A 26,872-nucleotide genomic window follows, 5' to 3' on the forward strand; every position below is an offset into this window, starting at 1 on the left:
AAATAGGAATTTTTTGGTCGGCCCGGGTCTCGCATTGGACGCGTCTGCCGAAAGTCTGATGCCAGCCGGCGCGGCATCTTAATCTGAAGATCAAGCAGTTTGAACTCGCGTCGGAGGATAACGAGCCTCTTGCGCGGAAGCCGATGCCTGCTACCCGCAGTGGGATGACGCACTTGGTAGACCGAAGCGCAGACCTCTGCCGGATGGCCCGCAACCAGAGCCGTGTTTGCGCCGAACCTCAGTTTAACGATCTACTGCCACGTCATTCCTCAAGGTGGATGATAAGGTGGGTGCTTCGTCTTGCAAAAGAACCTTTCGACTGTGTTGCACTGCCACATCGCGGCTTTAGAGAGGAGAGGCCGTTGGTGGAAGTGCTTTCCGACCGGATGAAGACGCCGCTATCGGCGAAGTGAAGCGCCCCGGCTTTGCTGGAGACCCCAACTCGTGAGAAGTAGGGTCTATGACAAGCAAGACGACGAACAAATTTTCTCCTGAAGTCCGCGCCCGCGCTGTTCGAATGGTGGTCGAGCATGAAGCGGAGCATCCTTCGCGATGGGCGACTGTGTCTTCCATTGCCGCCAAGATCGGCTGCTCGGCACATACGCTCAATGAATGGGTGAAGAAGGCCGAGGTAGACAGCGGCAAGCGTGCAGGTTTGCCGAGTGACGTTGCCGAGAAGATGAAGGCTCTGGAGCGGGAGAACCGCGAGCTTCGTCAGGCGAATGAGATTTTACGCAAAGCCTCGGCGTATTTTGCCCAGGCGGAGCTCGACCGCCCACTGAAGCGATGATTTCCTTCATCGACGAACACCGTGTCGATACCGGATCAATACTCCCCAGAAGTGCCGTTTGAATCTTCCCCAGTTTAGCGTTGCCGCCGGTCTTCCGGGGCGCCCGGAGCGACATGGCCATGAAGATCGAGATACGCCGGGTGTTCAACGAGGTCTTCCAGGTCTATGGCGTGCGGAAAGTCTGGCGACAGTTGCAGCGAGAAGGCTTCGATGTCGCTCGCTGCACCGTCGCACGGCTCATGAGAATGATGGGACTTCAAGGCATCATTCGCGGCAAGCCAGTCAAAACCACCGTGTCGGACAAGTCCGCTCCATGCCCACTCGACCGGGTGAACCGACAGTTCTTCGCTCCAGCGCCGAACATGCTGTGGTTATCCGATTTCACTTATGTCGCGACCTGGCAGGGCTTCGTTTACGTGGCCTTCGTCATTGATGCCTTCGCCCGCCGCATCGTCGGGTGGCGGGCAAGCCGAACGGTGCATGCGGCCTTTGTCCTCGATGCCCTCGACCAGGCACTTCATGATCGGCGGCCCGTCCATCGCGGCGGACTGGTTCACCATTCCGATCGCGGCTAGCAATACGTGTCCATTCGCTATTCCGAGCGGTTAGCGGGCATCGAGCCTTCCGTCGGAAGTGTTGGCGACAGTTATGACAACGCTCTCGCCGAAACGATCAACGGCCTTTACAAGGCCGAGGTCATCCATTGACGGGGACCGTGGCGCAACTTCGAAGCCGTGGAGTTCGCCACGCTCGAATGGGTCGATTGATTCAATAACCGCCGCCTTCTCGAGCCAATCGGAAACATTCCGCCGGCCGAGGCGGAAGAACGATACTATGCCATGCTGGACGCACCGGCTATGGCCGCATAACTTAAACCAAACGGTCTCCGGCAAAGCCGGCGCGGTTCAAAGGCCAGAGAGAAGGCATCGTCTACAATCGCACTCTCATCGAACTGCCCGCCCCTAGGTGTCCACCCGCTTTGCGTCTCCCTGTCTCTTAATCCCTCTCAATCGAGTGGTACCACCGCTGGAGTTTTAACGCGGGGTCAGGCTAGGTCATGCAGCGAATTCTGGGTCCGAGCGAAACATCCTAGTGGATTGATCGCGACAAAAGAGTCCGATTTTGGATTCCCATCGGTTGTCGAATGTGCGACGGTCCAGCATGCGCTCCGGTATTGCATTTGACGTCACCGCCGCCGACAGGGCCCGGCTCGAAGCCATCGTTGCCAACCGCGGTTCGCCGCAGAAGCATGCGTGGCGAGCGAAGATCATCCTGATGAGCGACGACGGCTTGGGAACGGTGGCCATTATGCGGCGACCGGCAAATCGAAGACCTGCGTCTGGCGATGGCAGGAGCGGTTCATGGCCGACGGTGTGGATGGCCTTTTGCGCGACAAGAGCCGCCCGCCCGGCATCGCTCCACTCGATCCGGCACTGGTCGAGCAGGTGGTCGCGCTGACGTTGTGCGGAACTGCCGAAGGATAAGGCCGTCCACGTCATTCTCGACAACTACGCGACCCACAAACAGCCGAAGGTCCGCGCCTGGCTGGCAAGGCATCCGCGATGGACCTTCCACTTCGTTCCAACATCATGTTCATGGCTGAACGCCGTCGAGGGCTTCTTCGCAAAACTGACACGCCGACGGTTGACGCACGGCGTCTTCCACTCCGTCGTCGACCTGCAGGCGGCCATCAACCGGTTCATCAAAGAGCACAACCAAGAACCGCGCCCTTTCGAATGGAAGGCAGATCCCGAGGAAATCATTGCCGCCGTCAAACGGGGGCACCAAGTGTTGGAATCAATCCACTAGCGTCCGGAATAGTCACGGCGACGACCGAAGATGTGATTGGGCCGACACCTGGAACCTAGAACAGCCGACTTGGGACCGGAGCTGAACGACCAACCTTCGCCAGCTTCGTCTAATTTTTATCTATCTGCTTGATCAGGTTACCCATTGACTGATCAAGCTGTTCAAAGCATAGCGAGTACGTTCCGGCACCGATGATCGGCATTAAGCTTTCGAGGTGATCTCGGCCTTGCCCGGAGATAATAAGAATTCTGCAAGATGGTATCCCTCCGGCGTGAACCGCCTTGCGAGGTTCCGCGTCTCCCGTGAGTCTGCGCTCTTAAGAGTGGACTTAGGAGCGCATTGAGAACCCAAAACTGGACAAAGCTTGGGGCCAAGATCACTTCCAACGCCAGTTTAATCCGGCACAGGCGCTCTGAGGCCGGCGGTCAAGAACGCCGTTAGCTGCTTAAGCATCTCGTCTTTGCCGACTGCACCTAGTTGACCGTCAGTTAGATCGTTCAACCGACCAAGATCATTCAACATGAACAGATAAGTGCCAACCAAGAACGCCATGCGTAGGCTGATAATGTCCTTCGGTATATCAGGGGTGAGGAGAGCTATCTCGTTGACAAATCGCTTAACGGATGAGTCGTAGACTTCGCGGCGGAGGCGAAAGGAATGCTCAGCCGGTTCAGCGTGCAGACGCGCCTGCAATCTGACGAACGCGGCACCCGCAGGGCCGCTGTGTTTCATCTCCCATTGAGGAGCGAGATAAGCGAGCACGATGTCCTCGACGCGCAAGCTCGTCGGACGGGCGAGCACCTCGTCAAGCAGTACATGGCGCCTCCCCGATAGCAATGCCCCGCGCCGACGATAAACCTCGTCGAACAGGTCCTCTTTGCTGCCAAAGTAGTACCGGATAAGAGCTTGGTTGACACCAGCTCTGTTGGCAATATCGCGCATTTTCGAGCCAGCGAACCCTTCGTCTGCGAAGATCAGTTCGGCAGCATCTAAAATTAGATCTCTATAATCAATCCCAGGCTTCGGCCGCCCAGGTTTGCGCCTTCCCTTGGAGGCTTTCGCTTGTTGTAGCATCACTTCTCCGCCCATTCGATGCACCAAAATATTAGTGAATTAAGGATGCGGATAATTAATTAACGGGGGAACGCGCCTAAGACAATGGGTAGTTGGCAGATCAGCTGTTACCCAACGAGCAACTGATTTATCGGCAGACCGCACGAAGCGGCCTGCCGACTCAAGTTTCCGCGGGCTACATTTTCAACTCTGTCCAAATCCTGCCATAGATTTGTTGAATTTCGGGAGAACAGGTCTCATTCCAGTATGAAGGACCAGCCAAATTCTCCGGCACCACGAATTCAGGTGACGTGGTCATTTCCTTATCCATGTACTGCTCTGAGCCGTCGATGCCATTGGGGTACTTTATATAGTTTGACAACATCGCCGCGTTTTGGGGATCCATCATGAAATTCATAAATAGCTTGGCGTTGTCGATATTTTTCGCATCAGCGAGAATAGCAAGGTTATCCATGGCCAATCCATAGCCGGTTTGGGGATAGCCATATGCAATGTCGGGATTGCGCTGCCTTTTGATAAAGGCCGGCCCACCCCAGTCACTCGTCACCGCAAAGTCACCCTTTACCATCGGATCGATAGTATTGTAATCCATGGAAATCCAATGCTTTTTTGCTTCCAGCAGTTTATCACGGACCTTTTGCAGAAGGGCTTTGTCGTCGGTGCAAATCTTGTCGCCTCCAAGGTAGTGGATCGCCAGGCCCATAACGTCCATCATCTCGGGAATAATGTTGATCTTGCCCTGTAGTTCGGCGGGAGGATCAAATAGCAGCGCCGCCGTGTTGATGTCGCCCTTATAAATTGAGGTATTTACGCTAAGGCCGACCGTTGACCACTCCCAAGGGATACTATACTCGCGGCCGCGATCGAAACTGACATCAATCCAGCGCTTATTAACGTTCTTGAAATTCTCGAGCTTGTTAGGTTCGGACTTCAACAACAAGCCCTCTTGGATGAAGATTGGGATATATGTGGATGCTGCGACGATCATGTCGAAGTCGTTTCCACCGGCCTTCAGCTTTGCCAGCGCCGTATCGCTACTATCGTACTCCGAAAATGTCACCTTGACGTCGTATTGTTCCTCGAATTTCTTGATCATCTCAGGGCTCCAAAGATCTCCCCAGCTGTAGATGTTCAAGATACCTTCTGCGGAAGCCGGAATTGATGTGAGTAGCACCACACCTGCGGCGATTGAGACTGCCATTCTATTCATGTCTGTTCCCTTTCTGTTTATGTTCATTTTATTACTTGCGCTGTCGCCCAAGTAAATAAGTCGCCACGACGAATAATATAGATACAAGTATTAGCGCCGTGGAGATTGCGTTGATTTCAGGTGTTACTCTTCGCCGGAGCTGGCCGAGCATATATGTGGGTAGAGTTTCTTGCCCGGCGGATTTCACGAACTCTGTAATGACTACGTTGTCGAGCGAAATGACGAAGGCGAGCATCCAGCCAGAAAGGAGGCCCGGCCAAAGCTGTGGCAGTGTGATGTGTCGAAAGACTTCCACTGGCCGGGCGTAGAGATCTGCACCGGCCTGCTCCAAACTCAAGTCCATCCCCTTAAGCCGCGCTCTAACCGGCATGTAGGCGAACGGAATGCAGAATGCTGAATGTGCGACGACAAGATAGAGCATGCCCGTGTAACCAGTGGTCACTTTTAGCACCGAAAAGAAGCTCAGCAGCCCGACCGCGGTCACTATTTCCGGGACCATTAGCGGCTGATTGACCACAGCAAGTGCCAATCCTTGTCCTTTCCACGGACGCGTTCGGGTAGTCGCTAGGGCGAAAAGAACCCCACTTGCCGTAGCGACGGTTGCGGCGACAGCTGCGAGTGTCAGAGAACGAGCAGCCGCCTCCTTTACTGCCGCGTTCTGCCATGCCGATGCGTACCAGCGGAACGAGAATCCCTCCCAGATGGAAAGAGCCTCGCCCGCATTAAAAGAGTACATGATCAATAGCACGATGGGCATATATAGTATCAGGAAGCATAGCATCGCTACTAGGTTAATGCCCGGCATATGACGAACGTTGAACGTTTTAGCCATTGACGCCCTCCTCCTTTTCCGTGGCACGCACGAAGACGATCATCGCAATTCCGACGATTATTAAGAGGGTCAGCGAAAGTGCCGAGCCGAGCGGCCAGTTGCGGAGTGCACTGAACTGCATCCCAATGAGGTTGCCCAACAACAGTTGTTTTCCTCCGCCAAGAACTGTCGTTATGACATAGTCGCCGAGACAAGGGATGAGAACCAGAACCACGCCGGCGACGACACCAGGCTTAACAACAGGCAAGATTATTTCGCGCATAATCTGAAATGGCCGGGCATACAAATCGTATCCTGCCTCCACTAAACGAAAGTCGAATCGCTCCATTGATGAGTAGATAGGAAGCACCATAAGCGGCAGGTAAACATATGTCATACCGAGCATGATCGCGGTCTCGGTATAGAGTATTTGGACTGGCGAACTGATTATTCCCAAGCCGACGAGCACGTTATTGAATACGCCCTCGTTCCGGATCAGTTGCATCATTGCGAAGGTCCGAATGAGCATGTTTGTCCAGAACGGCAACATTATCAACGTCAACCAGAAATCGCGGCGATGCGGTGGGCGAGTCGCGATGAAGTAGGCGGCAGGAAAACCAAACAGAAAAGTTAGGAGCGCAGTCATAATCGAAAGTTTTATTGACCGCCAAAATACCACCAGGTGTTCCGTCGCCCAATTGACTTCGTTAGTGAAGAAATCTCGCTTTAGGACGACATTCACCCAGCTCTCGGTTGAGAACGTCCAGTCGATCCCTCCGTATTCCCCGGGAGTGAGGAAGGAATAGATAGTTATCAATACGACGGGGATGATTGCGGCTAGGAGAAGAATCAACAATGCAGGTGTAATCAGAAGCGCTTGCGCCTTTGATATGGTCGGTCGTTTCACGGAGGGATGCATGGTTAGTCTCCCAGAATCTGGGCCGCGCCGTCACGCAAGCGGATGCCGACGCGATCGCCAACAGAAATAGCTTCGGTCGACGAGTCTGCATTTTGCGTTCGCGTGACAAAAACTCCGCCTTCGCGCACGCGGACGTGATATGCGGTACCAGTGCCAAAATAGACAATATTCATCAACTCTCCGTCGAGATGACCAGCCCCAGCCGGGACGATCTCAGCATGTTCTGGCCGCACCGCCAGCGTTACCGGGCCAGCGCGTGACCCATCCTTCGGTGCTCGCGCTCGCAATCGTATACCTGGTTCGAATTCGATACAGGCGTCCCTACCGTCAACAGAAGATAAATTGACTGGAAGGAAGTTGGTTTCGCCTATGAAATCGGCAACGAAGCGATCTGCCGGTTGATCATATATTTCTCGTGGCAGGCCGATCTGCCGGACCTTACCGGCACTCATAACCGCAATACGGTCCGACATCGTCAGCGCCTCTTCCTGGTCATGGGTGACGAAAACGAAAGTAATGCCGGTTTGCGTTTGCAGGCGCTTGAGTTCGATCTGCATTTCCTTGCGTAGCTTGAAGTCCAGCGCGGATAAGGGCTCGTCCAAAAGCAGAACCTTCGGGTGGGGAGCCAGGGCACGGGCCAGAGCGATGCGCTGCTGCTGCCCGCCAGATAACTGGTTAGTCAACCGGTCGGCCATGCGGGTCATCTGCACAAGTTCCAACATTTCCGCGACAGTTCTAGCAATCTCATCCTTTGGCTTACGCAGCATTCGCAGTCCGAAAGCAATGTTCTGCGCGCAGGTCATGTGCGGGAAGAGGGCATAGGATTGGAATACAGTGTTTACAGGTCGTAGATACGGGGGTTTGTTGATCAGATTCTCCCCGTCGAGCGTCAATGTACCGCTCGTAGCGAAGTCAAAGCCGGCGATCATACGAAGTAGCGTCGTTTTCCCACAGCCAGACGGTCCAAGAAGTGTGAAAAATTCGTTTTTTCGGATCGTCAGGGATACACTATCCAATGCTGTGTAGGCGCCTGCCCCCACCCCGTAGACCTTGCTCACATCTTTGATTTCGATCATATTCCACCCAATTTGCTGCGTTCCCGGAACGTTTTTTGTCATCAAGGCGTCCACAGTGCGTGTAACACCTCTCATTTTAGCGTTTAAGCATACACCCTATCGCGCCATTTCAGATCATTTTAGCCCTAATAGGTGTTTTGTACGGCGCACATTCATTGCATAGCGGGTGCGGCGATCTAGCGATGCGTTCGTAGAGAGCCCAGCCAATTCAAGACGTCGACAGCATCGGTCACATCGGCGTATTTTTGCTGAATATCGTACAGACTTGCATCATGCGGTGACTGCGCCCGATCGGCGCAACAGTCGCGCGGCACCAGAACGTTGAAGCCGGATTGAACAGCGTCAACGACCGTTGCCCGCACGCATCCTGACGTCGTTGCCCCCGTTACTACGACGGTATCGACACATGCAGCCGTCAGTAGCGAGGCAAGTGAAGTGCCGTGAAATGCCGAGGCACCTTTCTTAGTTAAGATCAGATCTTCCGGTCGAACCCCGGTAGTTTCATCGATCTCGACCAGACGGCTGCCCTCAAGCAACGCCGACATACCCGACGCCTTCCTGAGCCAGGCAACGTTACCCACCTCACTTGGATGATATGAGATTGTAGTAAAAATCACGAGATATCCAGCGTCGCGCGCAACATCCGCTATACGGCGCGTCATCGCGATCTCGGTGCTCATATCAGCCGCAGTTGGGTACTGTTTATCGGTGAACCCGTACGTGAAATCGACAATCACAATCGCGGGACGCGAACCCCGCTCCACTGGTCGGCCGAAACCAGCCGCTTCGTATACTTCTTCCTGCGACATCGCGCGTCTCCTACTGTGTCCGAGATGCACCGCATTTTGAGGTGCATCTCGGACTTGATCTTTATCGTTCCATTTTCATGTCCGGCACGACGATATCCCCATCGATGACGATCGGTGCGTCATCAAGGAAGAGCGAGCAGTTGCGCATCGGGATGTCGAGGTGGCAGTGTGTGTCGTTTGGACCGCCAAGCTCGTTATTAGGGCCGGTCGAGAACATAACGTTTCCGTAGAACGAACGCGGCTCCATGCCCATGCCGCCTGGAAAGGCGCCCGGCACGAAGTTATGCCATTTTGCCTGGGGGTTCATGCCCCAGCCGACATGGCTCATGCCGTAACCTTTCGGATCCGCGAAAGACTGCATGTAAGACTTGACGATTTCGGCATCGAGGCCGCCACGGATGTCGGTGATCCAGCCCTTCTCGATTGTGTAAATGATGGGCTCACGCACATAGGTGTTTTGCGGCAATAAGATATCGCCCGGCGCGACTACGATCTGGCCGTCGACGCCATCGTCGTCGCCGCCGGTGAAGACAAAGCCAGACGGCCAGTGGTCCCACCGGCCTGGTTGGTCCGTGCACGCGTACTCCGTGATCGTGGGATAGGTGTTCAGCTTGTATGTAACGTCGGTCCCGTGCTGCGACGTGATCCGCATAACCTTGGCTCTCGAGAGGATCTCGCCACCAATTTCCACCTTCTCCCGCAGTTCCTTGTAAGGAAGCATGCGAGCCAGAAGTTCAGGCGGCTCAACCGCTGTCAACACGCGCGTACCGGCGGCCTGGATCGCCATCTGCTCCGGTGAGAACAGCAGGAAGATGCAGTCGATCAACATGTCGCAGTTCTTGAGGGCCTCAACGGCATCTGGCATCGCGGCAAGGCCGGTGACGCCAACATTCCAGCCACCCGTCGGCAAGGGCGCCGGCAGGCGCATGTGGTACATGTTCGCGCCAAGACGTTGGCCAGCGGCAAGAAACGCATTTGCATAGTCCAGTCGTTCATTGCCCTGCGTGAGCACGACAAGGCGCTCGCCGTCGCGCACGCCGGACATCTTCAACTGGTGGAGGCAGATTTCGGTGAAACTCGTGTGGTCCATTGCTCAGAATCCCTTTTTTTTGAAAACTATGCTGCAAAGTCCATGACTGCGGCGAGAAAGCCCTCCAGGTCGTCCCACGGGATCATGTGCCCCGCGCGCTCGACCGTTCGCACCTCGACTGCCGGTACGAGGCGCTTGATCTCCTCGACATCGGCCGGCTCTATAACCGCTGCACCGCCTGCTACCACCAGGCGCATCGGTAGGCGGAGCGCAGGCAGATCGGCGTGGATGTCATCGGAGTGAAATCCGTCGAAGGCGGTGCGGATCGCGTCCAGTTGGCAGGTGTGCAGCCACTCGGCACGAAGGGCGAGCTGTTCTTCGCTCCAGCTCGGACAGAAATGTTTCATCTCCTCCGGCGAGCAGCCGCGCTGGGCGAGCAGGATCGAGTCCTCGTACCAGCTCCATGATGCCGGATAACCCCGTCGGCCTGGCCCACTGACGGGTGGATCGACCAGAACCAGCCCCGAGAAGGCCGACGGACACATGCGAGCGGCACGTATCCCGGTTCGCGCGCCCATCGAATGCCCGAGCAGGATCGGTCGGTCGAGGCTCGCCGCTTCAGCGACCCGAACGGCGTCCTCTGCCATGGCATCGAGCGAGAAGTCGAGCGCACCGCCTTGTGACAAGCCACGCCCACGCACGTCAAGCACATGCACGTCGAACCTTGCGGCCAGCCGTTCGGCCACAAAGCCCCAAGTGATGGCCGGCGACGTGATGCCAGGAATGAGCAGCACCTGCGGTCCCGGCCCCTCATAGTGGAGCAAGTGCTGGCGAATGCCGTTTGCGTTAACGTTGTATCCCCGAGCCAATGCGTCCTCCCCTTAATAGGCACCGGAAAGCAGCGTGCCGCCACCCGGAATGCGCGTCTCGAGGTCGAGCGCCTTCAACAGCGACCACGTGGTGGCGATCGCCGCCGTCAAGACCGGTTTACGAGTCACCGCTTCCGCTTCGGAAACAGCCGCAAGCGAGGGCATCTGAACGCAGGCGGACAGCACGATGGCATCGACATCGCTCGTGTCCATCGAACGGACAATGCCGGGCAGCTTCATCGGATCGTGTGCGGCCACCGCGAGGTTGTCGGAAATTTCGAGCGCGCGCCATACGCTGACCTCGATGCCTTCGTTGCGGATGTAGTCCACGACGAGCTCAGTGAGCGGCTTCATGTAAGGCGCGACGAGCGCGATCTTCTTCGCGCCAATCGCCTTGATGCCCTCGACCAGCGCTCCGGCCGACGTCACCACCGGCGCCGGATTGCCGTTGTCGACCGTTGCCTTGTGCAGGCGCTCCTGCGACTGGCGATGATAGCCATGCCCCATTGCCATGATTGCTACCAGGCAGGCGTAACCCATCACGTCGACGCGCGCATCCGACAGTTCGAGCGCACACCGGTCGCTGTCCCTGTCCATGGCCTTCAACTCCTCGGCGGTTACATGCTTCATCCGCATGCGAGACGAGTGGAACGTGAAACGCTCTGGCGATACGAGCTCTCTGGCTCGCAACAACGCGGGTATCTCGGTTTCCATCGTAATGTTGGAGCTTGGAACGATCTGACCAATACGAAAGCGCTTCATTTGCAGGCCCCTTGTTTCGAGTAGGTTTCACCACATTAATTATTCAAAGAAAGAATTACAAGTCAAAAGTGGTTTGGGCCCATGAGGGACTCGACGCTTACCAAACCCACTGCCTGCGCCTTAAGCTCTAGTTTACCGCTCTTCTCACGTAACGTATTGTTTTCACCTCATGTTTGTCTGGCTATGTGATTTCGCCGCGGGTGATAGGGCCGCGGCATGGAGTCGCCACTCGGGCCACCGAAAGCCGCGGTGCCTTGATGACACTTGCCACGCATTTCAACTTAATATACCCTTGAATAATTACGTTCGAACCCACCTTGTTGGGGAGTGGCGGCGCGAGAGTGGCTGCTTAAGCGGCATCCGCGAGGCTATTCTCCAATCCGAACGCCCATTTGCATGGACGGTGATCCTTTTTGCACTGGAGGAAGTGTTAGGCGCACAGTTCGGAGCCGAGATTTGGAGGGGGCGCTGTCTTTCATGTCGGCGAAGAGCGTGAAATACGCGCGTTGTGCGTGAGAGCCAAGAGGAGGTCAGAAATATGAAGCCGCAATTTTTCCACAGAATACCCGAGATGGAGAACGGTTATAGCATGTCCCTTGCCGTAAGGGCGGGCGACTATGTATTCATCGGCGGTTTGACAGCCACCGATAACGCAGGGAATGAACTATTTGCCGAGGACGCCGGTTCTCAGATGAAACGTATATATGAGATACTCGGAGAAGTGCTGCGGGAATTTGGTGGGACGCCTCAGGATATCGTAAGTGAAGTAATATTTTACAATGTTGGCGCGAAAGAATATACTGAACAGCTCTTTCCCCATCGGCAAGCATTCTATGGGCAACAAGGCCCCTCGGTTGTTGGCATGCAGGTGGTCGGTTTTATAAGCCCAGCAATTCGTGTGGAGACCACAGCCGTCGCATACCTGCCACGGTCGCGCGAGCCATGAACTAGCAGCGTGTTAGCCCCGAGGAGCGCCCGGCCCATCGGACGCTAGCGATCAGTTTTGTCAATGCTCTGGCCGCAGTCCGCTAGAAACAAGATCACGAGCCGCCTGTGTCGTCCAAGTTAGCGGCGACTAATTCAGCTCCATTTTGGTGCGTACCTGCAAAGGGCTGCCAATAGATCAAAGTCTTTCGAGATGCAGTCTCGTCAAAACGGGCTTGCTCCAGCTGATCGGTACGCCTGCCCATCTATAAGCCCGCCAAAAAGTCCAATAGGAGGAAAGAAAGGTGACAAACTTCAACATGCTAATAAACGGCCGTCTAGTGCCGGGTACCGGAGAAATGCCGGTCATCGACCCGTCCACTGCCGAAATGTTTGCGACAGCACCCTACGCCAGCACCACACAACTCGAAGAGGCTGTGAGATCAGCAAAGAACGCCTTTCCTGATTGGGCCGCAACATCGTTAGAGACCCGCCGCGCCTGCTTACTTCTACTGGCGGACAGGCTAGAGCAGGAGGTCGACTACTTTGCGCGGCTTCTTACGCGTGAGCAAGGTAAACCTCTGGCGGAGGCGACGTATGAGGTCGGCGCGACGATCCGCGGCATCCGCTATTTCGCAACGTACGAGACCTCACCGGAAATACGCAGCCATACGCGGGGCAAATATGAACTGCACCGCGTTCCGTTGGGTGTGATCGCTTGCGTTACGCCGTGGAATTTTCCGATGCTTCTCGCCAGCAATAAGTTCGGTGCCGCCCTCATCACCGGAAACACCGTGATTTTGAAACCTGCGCCGACGACGCCGCTAACCTCGCTAGAGCTGGGGCGACTTGCCGAAGGTATTTTTCCGCCCGGCGTCTTCAACGTAATCTCCGATCGAAACGATCTCGGCGCAAGACTCACCGACCACCCGGATGTTGCAAAGATCTCGTTCACAGGCTCTACAGCAACGGGCAAAAAGGTGATGGCTAGCGCTGCCGGCACGCTAAAACGGGTAACACTCGAACTCGGTGGGAACGATGCAGCAATTGTCCTGGACGATGTAGACATTGATCAAGTCATCCCCGGGTTGGTCTCCGCGGCATTTCTTAATGCCGGCCAAGTCTGCGTCGCGGCCAAGCGCATATATGTTGCAGGCTCGATTTATGATGAATTTGCCGCGAAGTACGCAATCGCTGTGCAAAAGCTGAAACTTGGCTGCGGCCTGGACGAGGACGTCAACCTTGGCCCTCTCCAGAACCTCGAGCAGTTCGAGAAAGTCAAAGAGTATCTCACCATTGCGGAAAAAGATGGCATCATCATCGCTGGCGGACGGGTAGCCAACAGACCAGGATACTTCATTGAGCCGACGGTCGTTCGCGACATTACGGACGGCTCGCGGCTGGTGGACGAGGAGCAATTCGGACCAGTGGCGCCGCTGATTTCCTTCACCGATGATGACGACGCCATCAGCCGCGCCAACGCGAGTCCATTTGGTCTCGGTGCGTCGATTTGGACCAGCAATCTTACGCGCGCGCGCGCACTCGCCATGAGATTAGAATCGGGAAATGTTTGGATCAACCAACACCAGGCACTCGCTCCGGATATTCCCTTTCCCGGAGCTAAGGAGTCCGGAATTGGACTGGAAGCCGGGCCGGAGGGTTTTCACGAATTCACACGCGTACAAATCCTCAACGCAGCTTAACTCATAAAAGTCGACGCAGGAGAAAGCACATGACAGAAAAGATATATGATGCAATCGTCGTAGGTGCCGGGTTTTCCGGTCTAGTTGCGGCACGGGAACTGTCGGCACAGGGCAGGTCGGTGCTGATTATCGAAGCCCGTCACAGACTTGGCGGCAGAACGCACGTCGTAAATTTCCTGGGTCGTCCCGTCGAGATAGGCGGTGCCGGCGTGCATTGGTGCCAACCGCACGTTTTCGCTGAGATGCAGCGCTACGGCTTCGGATTTAAAGAAGCTCCCTTAGCGGACCTGGATAAGGCTTACATGGTATTCGCGGACGGCCAAAAAATCGATGTGCCGCCTGCAACTTTTGACGAGGAGTATACCACCGCGTTCGAGAAGTTCTGCAGTCGCTCACGAGAGTTGTTCCCGCGGCCGTATTCGCCTTTGGACAATCACGAGGTCTCCAATCTTGACGGCGTGTCTGCCCGTGATCATCTCGAATCCCTTGGGTTGAACGAGTTGCAGCTAGCCTCCATGAATGCGGAGTTAACGCTTTATGGCGGCGCCCCAACCACTGAACTTAGTTACCCGAGTTTTGTTAAGTTCCACGCGCTTGCCTCTTGGGACACGATAACCTTCACTGACTCAGAAAAGCGATACCACGTGCAAGGCGGCACAAAGGCACTTTGCCAAGCGATTTTCGATGACTGCCGCGCAGACTCTGAGTTTGGTGTGCCTGTGGAAGCTGTCGCGCAGACGGACAACGGTGTCACGGTGACTCTTGCGGATAAGAGGGTGTTTCGCGCGCTCACATGCGTGCTTACCTTACCGACCAAAGTTTACGCAGATGTTCGTTTCGAACCACCACTACCACCCGAAAAGCGCGCATTTATCGAACACGCCGAGATGGCTGACGGTGCGGAGCTTTACGTCCATGTACGCCAGAACCTTGGTAACACATTCACTTTCTGTGATGACCCTAACCCATTCAACGCTGTGCAAACTTACGCATATGATGATGAACTTGGGACGATCCTCAAGATCACGATTGGCCGGCAATCGTTGATTAACCTCGAGAATTTTGACGCGATTGCTGCCGAAATACGCAAAATCCACGGCGACGTCGAGGTACTTGAAGCGCTACCATATAATTGGGCAATGGATGAGTACGCCCGCACGAGCTACCCCGCCATGAGGAAAGGTTGGTTCTCTAGATACAAGGACATGGCAAAACCGGAGAACCGTCTATTCTTTGCTGGCTCTGCCACTGCGGACGGATGGCATGAGTATATTGACGGTGCGATAGAGAGCGGAATCCGAGTCGGCCGGGAAATTCGGCACTTTATGAAGGCGACCGCTTAATATTTATGCCTGGGCTCCGTGCTTGACGGAGCCCAGGCATAAGGGCCCCACTCTAGAAGGTCCCTATTTCATCTTGCGTTAACGTGTCACCTTCTGCAAAGCAACTTTATTTCTCTGCCTCGATCGAGGCAATAATTTGCTCCACGATTTTCTTTGCCTTACCATTGAACTTTAGCGACTTAACTTCTTCCAAATTTGCTGGCTCTCCGGCAACGATCGCGCCGATCATGCCCATCGCAAAGTGCGGGGTGCACTGGTAGACGTACACGCCAGGGACATCAATCTTAACTGAAATCTGATTGTTGATCTTGCCATTCCATGGCATTGCCCCATCAGGAATGGCATTCTTGATAGAGGCGCTGTTGTGCCCCTTATCTTTCAGGATAAATGTGACTGTGTCGCCGGGCTGGACGTGTAGAACCCTTGGTTCAAACGCCATGACTGTTCCGTCGGCCGCTTTGTTTGTCATTTCCACTTGGTGATCTGCAGCCCACAATACAGTAGGAAGCAGGAGTGCAGACGCTGCAGAAAATACTATGGTGTGAAAATTCAAGAGTTCTTCCTTATGATTGTAAGAGCCGCTGGGCAACGGCTCTTAACTGTCGGCGCGCCGAGTTTCTATACTAACGACAGTTCCTTGATCGGTAGGGACCTAATCCTCGGTCCGCCAGCGTCAGCGATGGCGTTAACCAAGGCGGCAATCGTGATTGGAACGGCATCCTCCCCAACGCTCTGCGGCGAGCCCTCGCTTGGCAGCAGATTTATTTCGATCTCCGGCACCTGAGCGATGCGAAGGATCGGGTAATCATAAAAATTGTTCTGCTGCACCTGGCCGTTCTCCAAGGTGATCTCGCTATAGAAGGCGTTCGTCAAGGCGTACGAGATGCATCCTTCAAGCTGCTGCCTTACAATATCCGGATTGATGATAGTGCCAGCGTCGATGGTAATCGCGACCTTATCTACACGGACGGAGGCGTCCTTGATCGTTACGTCCACCACCGCCGCCTTCGACGACGACTCGTAGCCAAGGTAATAAGCGGTGTCGCTCACCGCTATGCCTCGGCCCGAGCCATTCTTTGCGCGCCCACCCCAGCCAGCTTTCTCGGCAGCCGCATCGAGGACCCGACGCAGAGTCTTTGAGCGTGCGACTGCGATGTCGTACTGCTCAAGGTCCTTCGGGATGAGGGATGGGTCGAGCAACGCCCTATACAAATCAACGGAGTCCTTATGTGCCAATACCGCCAGTTCGTTGAGAAAGCCGAAGTTCATCCACAAGTGCTGCGTCAACCCCACCCCCCTCATCCATCCGAACGGAATGGGTGTAGTCTTGTCGCGTTGGTAGGCAATATGCATGTTAGGGAAGAAGAACGGAAAATGCGTTCCACCATAGGACTGTAACGCCGCCTGTGCGCTAGCGATCCGGCACGACCAGGTGTCGATGTTTCCATCTTCGTCGAGCGCACCTGCGAATTTCACGACTGTAAGCGGTGTATAAGTGCTGTGCTTGATGCATTCCTCTCGACTCCAAAGCACTTTCACCGGCGTTCCTGACATTGCTTTGCCGATCTGAACTGCCTGATAAACGAAGTCGTTCTGGACACGTCGGCCAAAACCGCCGCCGCACTGCATCAGGTTGAACTTTACGTTCTCCGGCGCCAAGCCCGTCAGTTCAGTCGCAATTCGATGCGCATCGTCGGCATATTGGCTCCCGGCCCACACGGTCGCTTTGGATTTCTCAATTAGTACTGTGCAGTTAAGCGGCTCTAAGGGCGCGGGATCCATGAAAGGAAAAACATATTCAGCTTTCAGTGATAGCTTAGCTTCTTTGATCCTTTTGCCGACGTCACCCGTCTCAACCAAGACAGGCAACTCACCACTTGCCTGCGTGGAAAGCGCTGTCTTCAACTTATCTGACGTCAAACCAGCATGGGATCCGCCATCCCACTCAATCTCCAATGACTCCAGCGCGGATTTGGCTTCCCACCAGCTATCAGCGACAACGGCGACCGTATCATCAATATTTACCGCCGCCGCCCAGAGATCGGGGTCCTCTCCATCCGGTACAGGCGAATTGTAGCCGACAAATCCGCCTTTAATTTGGACGATCTGAGGATTACCAGGCAAGTCCTTCAGTGCCTCGTCGTCGACCCGCACCAACTTACCGCCAAAGACAGGGGATTGCTGCACGGCGGCGTAGCGCATACCTGGCAAATCAATATCAATGCCGTAAACAATCTCTCCGCGTGTTGCAGGCACAGTACTTAAGGGGGATATCGGCTTGCCAATGAAGCGTCGATCGGCAACCGATTTGTATACGACCTTCTCAGCTAACGGAGGAGTCAGCTTAACCGCTGCTGCGGCAACGTCGGCATAATTTACGCTGCGGCCGCTCTTGCCATGGTGCACTTGATTCCCACCAGTCGTCAGCTCTTCCGTCGGGACCGAAAGGCGTTCTGCGGCCGCTTCAAGGAGCATGGCCCGCACTTGCGCTGCTGCGAGCCGCGAGGGTGCAAAGAGATAATGTGCGGACAAACTTCCAAGTGTCGTGGTCCAGACGTAGGGCGTGCCGCGAGCCTTGCTAATGGCGGGATCGTAAAATGCCACAGACATCTTTTCCCAGTCTGCATCCAACTCTTCGGCAAGCATCTGCGGAATTGTCGTCGTTACGCCTTGCCCTACTTCGGTTTGCGGAACCGTGTAGGTCACTGTGTTGTCCGGGTTGATGACGATCCAGGATAGTATTTCCACCCCTTCGGTTGCTGGCGCGGTACTTGACTGCGCGCCTGAGCGGGTAATCGGGAAGAGCACCGCCCCTGCAAGTGCTCCCGTGCCAAGTAGAAATGCGCGACGATTGACAGAGACGCTCATTGAGCTGCTCCTTTCAGCATAGCTGCAGCGGCATGAATGGCCGCGCGGATGCGAGGATAAGTGCCACACCGACAGATATTGGTGAGCTCCCTATCGATGTCCTCGTCTGTCGGCGAGGGGTTCTTGGCCAAAATATCGGATACGGCCATGATCATGCCGGACTGGCAATAGCCGCATTGCGGCACGGCATGCTTGATCCATGCCTGTTGAACCGGATGGGAATGATCAGCGCTCAATCCTTCGATCGAAGTCACCGATCCCCCCGCAACACTTTCGACGGTAGTTATGCAGCTTCTTACGGCCTCGCCGTTGAGATGAACGGTGCATGCACCGCACTCGCCGACGCCGCAGCCGAACTTAGTGCCCTTAAGCTTGAGGTAGTCGCGAACGACCCAAAGCAGTGGCGTAGCCGGATCGACATCGACCGAACGCGCGCTGCCATTAACAGTAAAATCGACTTTCATTTTTTTCACCTCCGGAGTGTGGTCCCGTTTGTCGCAGATCGTGTTTTGTGGCAGTTTGCCAAAATTATTCACAATAGTAAATACATTTGGTTCCTCTCTAAACGCGCGACGGATACGAATAGAATGGTGAAGAAGATAGGCATCGAAAATTCGACATTTGGCCCTACATTGACGGGATTAACGATTCCGGATAATTCCACACTCGCCTAAATTAAGTGCGTAAGCCTGTGGTCATGTGTGTTTCCATGAAACGGAATCAGGCTTTTAAAAACACGGAATGTGCATGCGCAAACAACCCCACCAGCGCCGCCGGCCTGGCCGCCCCTCGCATGATGGTGACCTTAAAGAGACTATCCTGGACCACGCCGAGATTGTTTTTGCGGAGCGGGGATACTCTGGGGCGAAGACGCGCGAAATAGCGGCGAATGCTGGGGTAAATCAAGCGCTTATCCGCTATTATTTTGGAGACAAGGAATCGCTTTTCGATGAAGTTTTCCGGCGGCGCGGGGGTATATTGTCGGGTACCCGACATGTTCTGCTCGACAAATTGCTGGAAGAGGCTGAGCGCCCAGCTGTCGAGGCAATCGTAAAGGCCTATCTGCAGCCCCAGTGGGACATGAAGTACAGCAACGAGAACGGCGCTTCTTTTGTACGCCTGCAAGCCCGTCTGCATGCCGAGCAAGAGGAGCACGCTCTCCGCCTACGCCGTGAGGTTTATGACGCCTCTGTTCGACGATACATTGACGCTCTCCAAACCGCGATGCCTGGCATACCGCGTGATCTTTTGAGCGTACGCATGGCGTTCCTAGTAGGCACCTACATGTTCATGCTGAACGACCTAGGCCGTATCGGCGACCTGACAGAAGGAAAGGTCTCATCGCTCAGTAAGGAGGCTATGCTCGAGAACCTCGTCGCCTTCCTCTCTGCGGGGTTACGGGCGCCGGCCAGCTAAGTTGATTGGCGTAGGCTACAATCGAGGACTGACGCGGGTGCGTAGCCACTCCGCATAGGCTGGCTGGCCCATTTCGAGAGGTTGATCTGGCACCCCCGCCAACGACCCGCCCAGAATTGGCGGATCGAGGGAGCATTCAAGGCGGAGCCGCGTCGGTCTTTCTCAGTGTCTGAGAACGACTTTTCCGCGAGCCCCTGCCGCCACCGCGTTATGGGCCGCACCGATCTGATCCAAGGTCAGGGTCTTGGAAATCGGGATCACCAGCGATCCGCTGACGGCGGCGACCAGCACTGTGTCGAGCATGGCCGCGTCGGTGCGGTGGTAAATTTCAAAGATCGTAACCCGGTTGCCGGCATTGGCGCCTTCGGGTACTGGAACGATGCTCGCAACCTTGCCGCCGTCGCGAACATTGCCGATGAGGTGGTCGGCCACCGGGCCAGCGGTGCTGATCGCATAGTCGAAGCTCGGGTGTGCGGTGGGAACCGTGATATCGAGCACCTCGCCAGCCAGTTCCTGACCTTCGTGCAGCCGTTCTGGCCTGACGCCGGCAACCGGCATTGCGCCGATCTCCTGGAGATATTGGATGGCGGAACGTCCGACCGTGCCAAGGCCGCCTGAAACGAGGACCCGGTCTCCAGCCTTAACGTCGATCGCCTCGACGGTCTGCCGGCCGGTAAGGCCTGCCTTCACCAACGAGGCACCCTGCTCGAAACTCAGGCCTGCCGGCAGTTTCGCCACGGATGTGGCCGGAACCACTCCGAATTCTGCATGCGCCCCTTTGCCGTTTGCCGCGAAGTCGGCGACAACCCGCTCTCCGACCACGAAGCCGGTCACGCCTTCGCCAAGTTCGGCGATGGTGCCGGCGGCGTCGCCGCCGAGCACTGCCGGCAGTTGAAGCGGAATGAATTGGGCCATGTAGCCCTGGCGGAGAATAAGGTCGAACGGATTGACGGCGGATGCCTCGATCTTGATCAGGACTTCGCCGGGTCCGGGGGCCGGTGTCGGAATATCCCCGATTTCGAACTGATCGACATCACCGTAGGATTTGAGAAGTGCGGCTTTCATTTGTGGCTCCATCTATCGTTTCGTGTGCGCGAGGGGCCCGCCGCCCGACGGCAGCCAAGCCCCTGCGTTTCCGGATGGCGGCCGTCTCAGGCCATGGCGGAACGACGAGCGCTGTCGAGCGTCCACGCGCCACCGCCATTCGCGGCGATGAAGAGGAAGATAAAACAGTACAGGATCGCCGGCTCGCCCATATTCAGGGACGGCCAGAAGCCATAGGGCGTGTGGACCATGAAGTAGGCGATGGCCATTGTGCCCGAAGCAATGAATGCCGCGATGCGGGTCTGATAGCCGACGATCATCAGGATCGAGGTGATCACCTCGATGACACCGGCGATGATCATGATGGTCGGAAGCGGATAGGATACGCCCTGTACAGGACCCGGAAACTGAAGCAACTTCATCGTTGCGTGCTCGAGGAACAGAAGGGCCGCCATGATGCGCAGGGCCGTGAGGGCGTAAGGCGCCCATTTGCTGATATTGGTCATTGAGGTTCTCCAAAGAAGTTTTTGTCAGCGATTAGGCGGCGGAAGCCGCCTTCTTGAGCTCCATGTTTTCCTTCCAGAGCCTCATCGAAATTGCGAACACGCCATCGACGTAGTTCCGGTAGACCGTCATGCCGGCCGGATCGCGGCCCGTCTTGGCGGCAAAAAATTCAATGATGTCGTCGGATTCTGCGATGTAGCGGCCGGGCTCAAGCTGGGCGGCGGGAAAGCTCACCTTGTCGAGATGCGATTGAAGCTCCGCCCGGATCGTTTCCTCCTGCTCCGTGCCGGGCACGAAATTGCGGCTTTCGACTTCCGAGGCCAGTCCCGTTTCCAGAAGGAACAGGCGGACCTTGAGGCAGAAGGGGCAGTTTTCCTTGAGGTAGATGACCGGTTTGAAGGTTTCGCTGGTCATTGCGCGTCTCCATTTGATTGCGGGGCTGAGGGGACGTGTCCGAAGCGGAAGCTCGATGCGGTGAGCCCGCCTCCGAAGTCTTTCTGGTGATAGGTGGTGGCGCCCGGTTCGTCCTCGGCGGCGCCGACCACCACCATCAGCGGGATGAGGTGGTCCTCGCGCGGATGAGCCGCGCGGGCAGCGGGCGCCAACTCCCATTCGATCAGCCGCTCGGTGCGCTTGTCGGATGGCGAATTGACCAGCGTCTCCTGGAGCCAGGCGTCGAAACGGCGGGACGGTTCGTATCCCCAGGTGCCGCGCATGGCCGACAGGTTGTGATAGCTGAGACCGCTACCGATAATCAGGACGCCTTCATCACGAAGGGGAGCGAGCGCCCGGCCGACATTGATGTGCAGTGCCGGATCGTAGCCCGCATCCAGCGAAAGCTGGACCACCGGAACATCCTCGTCCGGATAGAGTGGCTTCATGATGCTGAAGGTGCCGTGATCGTAGCCGCGCGTCGGATCAAGCGCCGCTTCGATAGCCCTTGCGCGCAGCAACCGCTGTACGCGATTGGCGAGGTCCGGCGAGCCCGGGGCTTTGTAGGTGATGTGATAGAGGTGCTCCGGAAAGCCGTGGTAGTCGTAGACCATGCCGGGCTCCACGCCCGAGGAATGGCAAAGCCCTTTTCCTCCCAGTGGCCCGAAACTACCAGGATCGCCTTCGGCTTGTCGCCGAGTTCGGCGCGCATGTCGATTAGCGACTTCTCCAGCACGTCGAACATACGGCGGAACTCGCCTGTCATGTATGGCCAGGGACCGCCGCCATGGCTGATGAAATAAGTCGGGAGTCGAGAATCGGTCACCGGATTATCCTTCACAACATACCGTGAATGCCGCGGCTCGTGGCGCCGTTGGAAAAGCGAGCCTCCGACGACGCCTGTTGAGGAAGAGTTTGATTTTTTCTCAGTCGTTGATCAATGTGACATTTATTGAAGAACTATTTCCTGGATGTTGATGATCGATGGATACGTTGACGAGCCTGCGGGTGTTCTGCACCGTTGCGGAACTGAAAAGCTTTACTTCTTCCGCCACTCGCCTCGGCATCTCGCCGGCTATGGCGAGCAAACATGTGATACAGCTCGAAAGCCGGCTGGGGACGCGCCTGCTCAACCGAACTAGCCGCCGTGTCAGCCTGACGGAAACTGGACGGCTCTACTTCAATCAGACCAGGCAGATGCTCGAAGGGTTGGACGAGGTGGAGGCGGCCATCGGCAATGTCATGGTGGCGCCCCGGGGCACACTCAAGCTGAGCGCGCCGGTATGGACGGCAAGCGCCTACTTTGCCGATATGCTGGCAGAATATAAACGGCGTTATCCCGACGTCTGCCTGGACGTGGATCTAAGCGGCCGGATCGTCAATCTGGTGGACGAAGGCTTCGACCTAGCCTTGCGGGCAACCACGCGCGATCGGCTGGATCCCGGCCTCGTCGCCCGCCCGCTGGCCGATGTCGAGTTCATCCTGCTGGCCTCGCCTGATTACCTGAAGCGAACGGGACGGCCGCGAAGTATCGCCGAACTCAATGGCCACGCGATGCTTCGCTACAGCGGCGTCAACCTGGGCGAGAGCATGTCGCTGGAAGGGCCCGAAGGCCGGCAGAACGTCACGTTCCGCAATGTGATGCTGAGCGACAACGAGACCGTCCTGTACCTCGCGGCCCTTCGGGGAATGGGTCTGGTGTTCCTGCCGAAATGGATGGTGGACGAGGATATTGTCGCCGGCCGGCTGGAGACGGTGCTTCCATTTGCGCTTGGCTTCAGCAGCACGCTTCACGCCGTCTACCCAAGCCGAAAATACCTTTCAGCAAAGGTCCGCACCTTCATCGACTTTATGACGGCGAACTTGCAGGGACTAGAAAAAACACCCTTACGCAGTTAGCCTATCCGAATTCACAGAAATACAGAAATCGCCGAATTTTGCCCCCCATAATCGCTTAACGCAGTTTCCGACGATCCTTAATCGCCACTTAGATTCTCCCTCGGTTGCTACCGACGCCACAAGCGCGAGTGCGCACCTACACCTACGACTGGCATCGAATATCGATGCGTCAAGATCGATTTGTGTGGCTCGTTATCACCGTTTTGGTAGATCACCCACCTTTCTGCTTGAAAATTCCACATCACGAAGCTGCGGCGCGTCCTATCGAATTAACAATTCCTATTGTGATTAATTTTGTTTCAACGGGACGCTGGGACGTGTATTGTCCCCTCATTGAGCGTGCGAGACATCAAGCGAACGAGAATATAGGCGTGTGGTAGACTGCATGTCCGACTGCGCAATCGATTGCCAGGCCTGACGCGGATGCAACTACCGAAACTAACAGTCATAAATGCAGAAGAGCGCCCGTCATTCATCAGGCTTCTCGGTTCCCGCCGGTAGATTGCCACGATAAGCACTTGCGGCGCTAACAGAAGTACGCCGTCCGCTCGCTCGCAAGACGGTAGCGATAAGGGGAGCGGCTGCCACTTCCTCGACGCTGCGCCAGGTCGCACACACTCGATTCGCGAACCTAAATTGTTTGGTTTTGTAAGGGACCGTTATGCTCACGACTTCGAATGAATTGCCCTTAACGTCACCGACTAGAGCAGTCATGACCGACGATCCAGCCGAAATCCTCTCATTGGCGGCTTCTTGGCTGCGAGAAGGAGACGTTGCTCTAGCAACGCTTATCGAAATCCGCGGTGGTTCCGCCCGGTCGCTAGGGTCCCAGATCGCCGTTGCCTCAGACGGCCGCTTTTGCGGCTACATATCGGGCGGTTGTGTGGAAGCAGCGGTCGCTTTTGAAGCAATGCTGGCTATATCACAAGGTCGGGACCGTATGATAACGCTTGGCGAAGGTTCGCCCTACTTTGACATCGTACTACCGTGCGGTGGCGGCATCAAAGTTGCGATTCACCTCCTGCGAGGAATGGGCGAGATACAATGCACTCTGGAGCGCCTCACAAAAAGGGTTCCGACAGCACTCAGTTACTCTCCGGGCTCCCAGACCCTCACGGTTGCCGATCCGCCGGCCATATCTGGGTGGGACGGAGAAAGTTTTCTAGTTAAGTACGTCCCGTCGCGCCGGATCGCCCTGTCTGGAAACGGGATCGAAGCTGAAACACTTTCTCGGATTGCAGCAGCATGCTCTTATGATGTCGTTTCCATTGTTGATGCCGGCCGCGACTTAGAAGGCTTGCTTGACAACTTCACCGCCGTTGTCTTGCTTCACCATGATCTCGAGCGTGAACGTCCAATCCTCCGCGTTGCTTTAAGATCTAGCGCATTTTATATCGGTGCTCTAGGGAGTGCCCGTACACACCAGAAACGTCTGGAACAACTGCGAGATGACGGGGTGGAAGACTCCGAGCTCGAGCGCATCAGGGCACCGATTGGAATGTTTGGGCCAGCAAGAGAGGCAAACTCACTGGCTCTTTCCATACTTGCAGACATAGCGGCTAGACAAATAATTGCGGATAAATAGCTACCTTTCGCTGTTCCGACGTCGAGATATCCCGTTGTTCTGAGGTGGCCCGATTATGTCAGTGCATCGGACCGCCTGCCTTAATGTGCTCCGGCGTGCAAATTTGGTTCTGACTCGAATTGGTTGATTTTGAAGATTCAGGTGGCTTTGGTTTTCAAAGGGGGATCAGTGCCATACGCGCTCGGTTTCGTCTTTCCATTCTCACCCCGCCCGGTTTGGCGGCAGAACAGGTTTGTAGACGTCTCTCCCGGACCCTGACCTGCATTGCTCAAGTCTGGCCAGCATCCGAAAACGAAGCCCTCATGCCCTGGAACTTCGTATGCACCGCCTACATTATCGGCGGCGGTTGCAGTAAAGGACCTGCAATCAGGAACGTCGCAAGCGGCTGATCGCTTACGCTCAAACGCCTTCGCGACCACGAAAGACACCGGGGCAAGTGGCAAAACGCGTCGTGTGAGGCCGACCCGGTGAGAAGCGGCCCCTCGCTGGTCTTTGTGAGCTGTCTCAGGAATTTGCAGCCAGTCTGATATGCGGTCTCGCATTGTCCAACGTGAAATGGGCTGCGATCGAATTGAGGATATCGGCCTGCGCGGCAAGGTCGTGAGCCACAGCCGCAGTTTCCTCTACCTTTGCTACATTCTCCTGCGTCGTCCTGTCGATATTGCTGACCGCATCCTTGATGCTGGTGACAGCAATCGATTGCTCTCGTGTCGATGTGACGATGGCGTCGACATGCGAGTTGATTTCCTGAAAGCTCGCAACGATCTTCTCCAAGGTTCCCTTCGTTTCCTGGACCAAGTCGACGCCTTTTTGCACATGGCCACTCGAACGCAGCACCAAGCCCTTAACCTCCTTGGCCGCGCTCGCAGATTTTTGCGCCAGTTCCCTCACCTCCTGAGCGACCACAGCAAAACCCTTGCCCGCGTCGCCGGCCCTGGCTGCCTCCACGCCGGCGTTCAGCGCAAGCAGATTGGTCTGAAAAGCGATGGAATCAATGACTCCGAGAATATTGTTGATCCCCGCGGAGGAGTTCTCTATATCGCGCATCGCAGCGATCGCACTCTCCACTATGTGGTTTGATTGGCCGGCATTCTCTGACAGATCACGAACAAGCTCTCCCGCTTGAGCTGCACGGCGTTCCGCCATCGCGGCGGTGGTCGCAACCTCCTCAAGTGCTGCGGCGGTTTCCTCTACATGCGCGGCATGCTTTTGGATCGATAACGACATTTGATCGGAGCCATTTCGGATCTCTTCGGACGCTGCCCAAACAGTTTGTGAATTGGTGCTCAGCCGCTCGACTATTGATGCAAGTTCTTTGACGGTTGTATTGAAGTCCTTCCGGAGACCGTCGAATTCCGGCGACATCCGATCGCTGATCGCGCATGAAAGGTCGCCAGTTGCCAAACGGTGCAAGGCTTTCGCGATGCGGGCAAATGCCGCATGGCGATCCGCAATCTGCCGCTGTTCTGTTTCACGCGCCACCTTTTCAGCCTGGCGTAGTTCCGCAACTTCACGCATATCTTGCCAAAAGGAGATTACGCAATCGCGATCTTCAATGGTTGCGAAAAAAAGCGTGATGACAACGGGCAAGGGAGTACCGTCGGCTCGTTGGTGGAGCCATTCGAAACGGGTCCATCCGTTCTTAAGGGCCAATGCAGTGTTTTCCGCGACGGCTGCGATCGGATCCCTGCCGTCTGGTTGTTCTTTTGGTGAAAAGTCCGCAGGTCCCAGGCCAATTATCTGCTCTCTTGGCATGGCCAAGATTGTTTCCGCAGCTTTGTTGCAGTGCACAAATTTATGGTTCTCTACGACGAAGTAGGCATCCGGGGATTTTTCAAAGATGATGTCTGAAACCTGTTGTTCAAACGAGAGCTTTCTTTTGAAGATATGCATGTTTCACAATTCCTTTCGACTGGCATCAGCATCGAAAGCCTGAAAAATAGATTCCGGATTCGACGCGTTGTTTTCACTGCCCAACGCAACTAAGAACTCATC

The 26,872-nt window shown here is 55.8% G+C and carries 22 protein-coding genes, 3 pseudogenes and 1 other annotated feature; of the genes and pseudogenes, 8 read left to right on the forward strand and 17 right to left on the reverse strand.

Going from position 1 to position 26,872, the window contains the following annotated elements; all coding sequences use genetic code 11:
* The first annotated feature begins 460 nt into the window (after positions 1-460).
* A pseudogene (locus tag ACYJRZ_RS26045) lies at positions 461-1,659 on the forward strand (IS3 family transposase).
* Positions 745-847: a sequence feature (AL1L pseudoknot), on the forward strand. Its footprint overlaps the pseudogene before it by 103 nt.
* A 292-nt stretch (positions 1,660-1,951) precedes the next feature.
* Positions 1,952-2,599 (forward strand): annotated as a pseudogene (locus ACYJRZ_RS26050) (transposase).
* Between the two features lie 393 nt (positions 2,600-2,992).
* Here the strand turns inward: ACYJRZ_RS26050 and ACYJRZ_RS26055 are convergent.
* The 9 genes from ACYJRZ_RS26055 to ACYJRZ_RS26095 form a co-directional block, all read right to left on the reverse strand.
* Positions 2,993-3,688 (reverse strand): TetR/AcrR family transcriptional regulator, encoded by a 696-nt coding sequence (locus ACYJRZ_RS26055; protein WP_459463724.1) that lies wholly within the window; start codon positions 3,686-3,688, stop codon positions 2,993-2,995.
* Between the two features lie 160 nt (positions 3,689-3,848).
* Positions 3,849-4,883, reverse strand: a complete 1,035-nt coding sequence (locus ACYJRZ_RS26060) for an extracellular solute-binding protein (protein WP_440636984.1) — start codon at positions 4,881-4,883, stop codon at positions 3,849-3,851.
* Between the two features lie 31 nt (positions 4,884-4,914).
* Entirely contained in the window at positions 4,915-5,715 is an 801-nt protein-coding gene (locus tag ACYJRZ_RS26065) for an ABC transporter permease (protein ID WP_024899989.1), read from the reverse strand.
* Entirely contained in the window at positions 5,708-6,613 is a 906-nt protein-coding gene (locus ACYJRZ_RS26070) for an ABC transporter permease (RefSeq protein ID WP_024899990.1), read from the reverse strand. The genes ACYJRZ_RS26065 and ACYJRZ_RS26070 overlap by 8 nt, the downstream gene beginning before the upstream one ends.
* Positions 6,614-6,615: 2 nt before the next feature.
* Positions 6,616-7,731: an ABC transporter ATP-binding protein gene (locus ACYJRZ_RS26075; protein WP_243016884.1), complete on the reverse strand. Its 1,116-nt coding sequence runs from the start codon at positions 7,729-7,731 to the stop codon at positions 6,616-6,618.
* A 134-nt stretch (positions 7,732-7,865) separates the two neighbouring features.
* Positions 7,866-8,498 (reverse strand): isochorismatase family protein, encoded by a 633-nt coding sequence (locus ACYJRZ_RS26080; protein WP_024899992.1) that lies wholly within the window; start codon positions 8,496-8,498, stop codon positions 7,866-7,868.
* Between the two features lie 61 nt (positions 8,499-8,559).
* Positions 8,560-9,588 (reverse strand): leucyl aminopeptidase, encoded by a 1,029-nt coding sequence (locus tag ACYJRZ_RS26085; protein ID WP_024899993.1) that lies wholly within the window; start codon positions 9,586-9,588, stop codon positions 8,560-8,562.
* A 26-nt stretch (positions 9,589-9,614) separates the two neighbouring features.
* The gene (locus ACYJRZ_RS26090) at positions 9,615-10,397 is read right to left on the reverse strand and encodes an alpha/beta fold hydrolase (RefSeq protein WP_024899994.1); all 783 of its coding nucleotides are present in this window, start codon (positions 10,395-10,397) and stop codon (positions 9,615-9,617) included.
* A gap of 12 nt (positions 10,398-10,409) precedes the next feature.
* A complete protein-coding gene (locus ACYJRZ_RS26095; protein ID WP_024899995.1) occupies positions 10,410-11,159 on the reverse strand; it encodes a maleate cis-trans isomerase family protein in 750 nt (249 codons plus the stop codon).
* A gap of 538 nt (positions 11,160-11,697) precedes the next feature.
* On the opposite strand from ACYJRZ_RS26095, the gene ACYJRZ_RS26100 reads away from it, so the two are divergent.
* From ACYJRZ_RS26100 to ACYJRZ_RS26110, 3 genes are all read left to right on the forward strand, one after another.
* The gene (locus tag ACYJRZ_RS26100; protein ID WP_024899996.1) at positions 11,698-12,105 is read left to right on the forward strand and encodes a Rid family hydrolase; all 408 of its coding nucleotides are present in this window, start codon (positions 11,698-11,700) and stop codon (positions 12,103-12,105) included.
* 283 nt (positions 12,106-12,388) lie between these two features.
* Positions 12,389-13,786, forward strand: coding sequence for an aldehyde dehydrogenase family protein (locus ACYJRZ_RS26105; protein WP_024899997.1), 1,398 nt, complete (start codon positions 12,389-12,391; stop codon positions 13,784-13,786).
* Between the two features lie 29 nt (positions 13,787-13,815).
* Positions 13,816-15,129, forward strand: a complete 1,314-nt coding sequence (locus ACYJRZ_RS26110; RefSeq protein ID WP_459463725.1) for a flavin monoamine oxidase family protein — start codon at positions 13,816-13,818, stop codon at positions 15,127-15,129.
* A 106-nt stretch (positions 15,130-15,235) separates the two neighbouring features.
* Here the strand turns inward: ACYJRZ_RS26110 and ACYJRZ_RS26115 are convergent, their stop codons facing one another.
* The 3 genes from ACYJRZ_RS26115 to ACYJRZ_RS26125 all read right to left on the reverse strand — a co-directional run bounded on the left by ACYJRZ_RS26115 (position 15,236) and on the right by ACYJRZ_RS26125 (position 18,461).
* Complete coding sequence (locus tag ACYJRZ_RS26115; protein ID WP_051514968.1) at positions 15,236-15,667, reverse strand: pseudoazurin; 432 nt, start codon at positions 15,665-15,667, stop codon at positions 15,236-15,238.
* Between the two features lie 80 nt (positions 15,668-15,747).
* Positions 15,748-17,997 carry a nicotine dehydrogenase subunit alpha NdhA gene (ndhA, locus tag ACYJRZ_RS26120; protein ID WP_084438676.1) on the reverse strand — a complete coding sequence of 750 codons (2,250 nt, stop codon included), beginning with the start codon at positions 17,995-17,997 and terminating at the stop codon, positions 15,748-15,750.
* Positions 17,994-18,461 (reverse strand): (2Fe-2S)-binding protein, encoded by a 468-nt coding sequence (locus ACYJRZ_RS26125; protein ID WP_024900002.1) that lies wholly within the window; start codon positions 18,459-18,461, stop codon positions 17,994-17,996. Before ACYJRZ_RS26125 ends, ndhA begins: the two co-directional genes overlap by 4 nt.
* A 283-nt stretch (positions 18,462-18,744) precedes the next feature.
* Between ACYJRZ_RS26125 and ACYJRZ_RS26130 the strand changes: the two genes are divergently transcribed.
* Positions 18,745-19,413 (forward strand): TetR/AcrR family transcriptional regulator, encoded by a 669-nt coding sequence (locus ACYJRZ_RS26130; protein WP_145926109.1) that lies wholly within the window; start codon positions 18,745-18,747, stop codon positions 19,411-19,413.
* Positions 19,414-19,575: 162 nt separating this feature from the next.
* On the opposite strand, the gene ACYJRZ_RS26135 is transcribed toward ACYJRZ_RS26130, so the two are convergent.
* The 4 genes and pseudogenes from ACYJRZ_RS26135 to ACYJRZ_RS26150 all read right to left on the reverse strand — a co-directional run bounded on the left by ACYJRZ_RS26135 (position 19,576) and on the right by ACYJRZ_RS26150 (position 22,219).
* Positions 19,576-20,478, reverse strand: coding sequence for an NADP-dependent oxidoreductase (locus tag ACYJRZ_RS26135; protein ID WP_459463726.1), 903 nt, complete (start codon positions 20,476-20,478; stop codon positions 19,576-19,578).
* An 86-nt stretch (positions 20,479-20,564) separates the two neighbouring features.
* Positions 20,565-20,963, reverse strand: a complete 399-nt coding sequence (locus tag ACYJRZ_RS26140) for a DoxX family protein (RefSeq protein ID WP_024900006.1) — start codon at positions 20,961-20,963, stop codon at positions 20,565-20,567.
* A gap of 31 nt (positions 20,964-20,994) precedes the next feature.
* Positions 20,995-21,375, reverse strand: coding sequence for a glutathione S-transferase N-terminal domain-containing protein (locus tag ACYJRZ_RS26145; RefSeq protein WP_024900007.1), 381 nt, complete (start codon positions 21,373-21,375; stop codon positions 20,995-20,997).
* Positions 21,372-22,219: pseudogene (locus ACYJRZ_RS26150) on the reverse strand (DODA-type extradiol aromatic ring-opening family dioxygenase). Before ACYJRZ_RS26150 ends, ACYJRZ_RS26145 begins: the two are co-directional and overlap by 4 nt.
* Before the next feature lie 158 nt (positions 22,220-22,377).
* Between ACYJRZ_RS26150 and ACYJRZ_RS26155 the strand changes: the two are divergent.
* Together ACYJRZ_RS26155 and ACYJRZ_RS26160 are read left to right on the forward strand one after the other, a co-directional pair.
* Entirely contained in the window at positions 22,378-23,292 is a 915-nt protein-coding gene (locus ACYJRZ_RS26155) for a LysR family transcriptional regulator (RefSeq protein ID WP_035209847.1), read from the forward strand.
* A gap of 712 nt (positions 23,293-24,004) precedes the next feature.
* Positions 24,005-24,877, forward strand: coding sequence for an XdhC family protein (locus ACYJRZ_RS26160; protein ID WP_459463727.1), 873 nt, complete (start codon positions 24,005-24,007; stop codon positions 24,875-24,877).
* Between the two features lie 504 nt (positions 24,878-25,381).
* Here the strand turns inward: ACYJRZ_RS26160 and ACYJRZ_RS26165 are convergent.
* Entirely contained in the window at positions 25,382-26,770 is a 1,389-nt protein-coding gene (locus ACYJRZ_RS26165) for a methyl-accepting chemotaxis protein (protein WP_243016887.1), read from the reverse strand.
* Between the last annotated feature and the right edge of the window lie 102 nt (positions 26,771-26,872).

The organism is Rhizobium sp. No.120, assembly GCF_054558365.1.

Coding starts and splice junctions, on each gene's coding strand:
- ACYJRZ_RS26055 (WP_459463724.1), bottom strand. CDS start 3,688: ATGGGCGGAGAAGTGATGCTACAACAAGCGAAAGCCTCCAAGGGAAGG.
- ACYJRZ_RS26060 (WP_440636984.1), bottom strand. CDS start 4,883: ATGAATAGAATGGCAGTCTCAATCGCCGCAGGTGTGGTGCTACTCACA.
- ACYJRZ_RS26065 (WP_024899989.1), bottom strand. CDS start 5,715: ATGGCTAAAACGTTCAACGTTCGTCATATGCCGGGCATTAACCTAGTA.
- ACYJRZ_RS26070 (WP_024899990.1), bottom strand. CDS start 6,613: ATGCATCCCTCCGTGAAACGACCGACCATATCAAAGGCGCAAGCGCTT.
- ACYJRZ_RS26075 (WP_243016884.1), bottom strand. CDS start 7,731: ATGACAAAAAACGTTCCGGGAACGCAGCAAATTGGGTGGAATATGATC.
- ACYJRZ_RS26080 (WP_024899992.1), bottom strand. CDS start 8,498: ATGTCGCAGGAAGAAGTATACGAAGCGGCTGGTTTCGGCCGACCAGTG.
- ACYJRZ_RS26085 (WP_024899993.1), bottom strand. CDS start 9,588: ATGGACCACACGAGTTTCACCGAAATCTGCCTCCACCAGTTGAAGATG.
- ACYJRZ_RS26095 (WP_024899995.1), bottom strand. CDS start 11,159: ATGAAGCGCTTTCGTATTGGTCAGATCGTTCCAAGCTCCAACATTACG.
- ACYJRZ_RS26100 (WP_024899996.1), top strand. CDS start 11,698: ATGAAGCCGCAATTTTTCCACAGAATACCCGAGATGGAGAACGGTTAT.
- ACYJRZ_RS26110 (WP_459463725.1), top strand. CDS start 13,816: ATGACAGAAAAGATATATGATGCAATCGTCGTAGGTGCCGGGTTTTCC.
- ndhA (WP_084438676.1), bottom strand. CDS start 17,997: ATGAGCGTCTCTGTCAATCGTCGCGCATTTCTACTTGGCACGGGAGCA.
- ACYJRZ_RS26125 (WP_024900002.1), bottom strand. CDS start 18,461: ATGAAAGTCGATTTTACTGTTAATGGCAGCGCGCGTTCGGTCGATGTC.
- ACYJRZ_RS26130 (WP_145926109.1), top strand. CDS start 18,745: ATGCGCAAACAACCCCACCAGCGCCGCCGGCCTGGCCGCCCCTCGCAT.
- ACYJRZ_RS26135 (WP_459463726.1), bottom strand. CDS start 20,478: ATGAAAGCCGCACTTCTCAAATCCTACGGTGATGTCGATCAGTTCGAA.
- ACYJRZ_RS26140 (WP_024900006.1), bottom strand. CDS start 20,963: ATGACCAATATCAGCAAATGGGCGCCTTACGCCCTCACGGCCCTGCGC.
- ACYJRZ_RS26145 (WP_024900007.1), bottom strand. CDS start 21,375: ATGACCAGCGAAACCTTCAAACCGGTCATCTACCTCAAGGAAAACTGC.
- ACYJRZ_RS26155 (WP_035209847.1), top strand. CDS start 22,378: ATGGATACGTTGACGAGCCTGCGGGTGTTCTGCACCGTTGCGGAACTG.
- ACYJRZ_RS26160 (WP_459463727.1), top strand. CDS start 24,005: ATGACCGACGATCCAGCCGAAATCCTCTCATTGGCGGCTTCTTGGCTG.
- ACYJRZ_RS26165 (WP_243016887.1), bottom strand. CDS start 26,770: ATGCATATCTTCAAAAGAAAGCTCTCGTTTGAACAACAGGTTTCAGAC.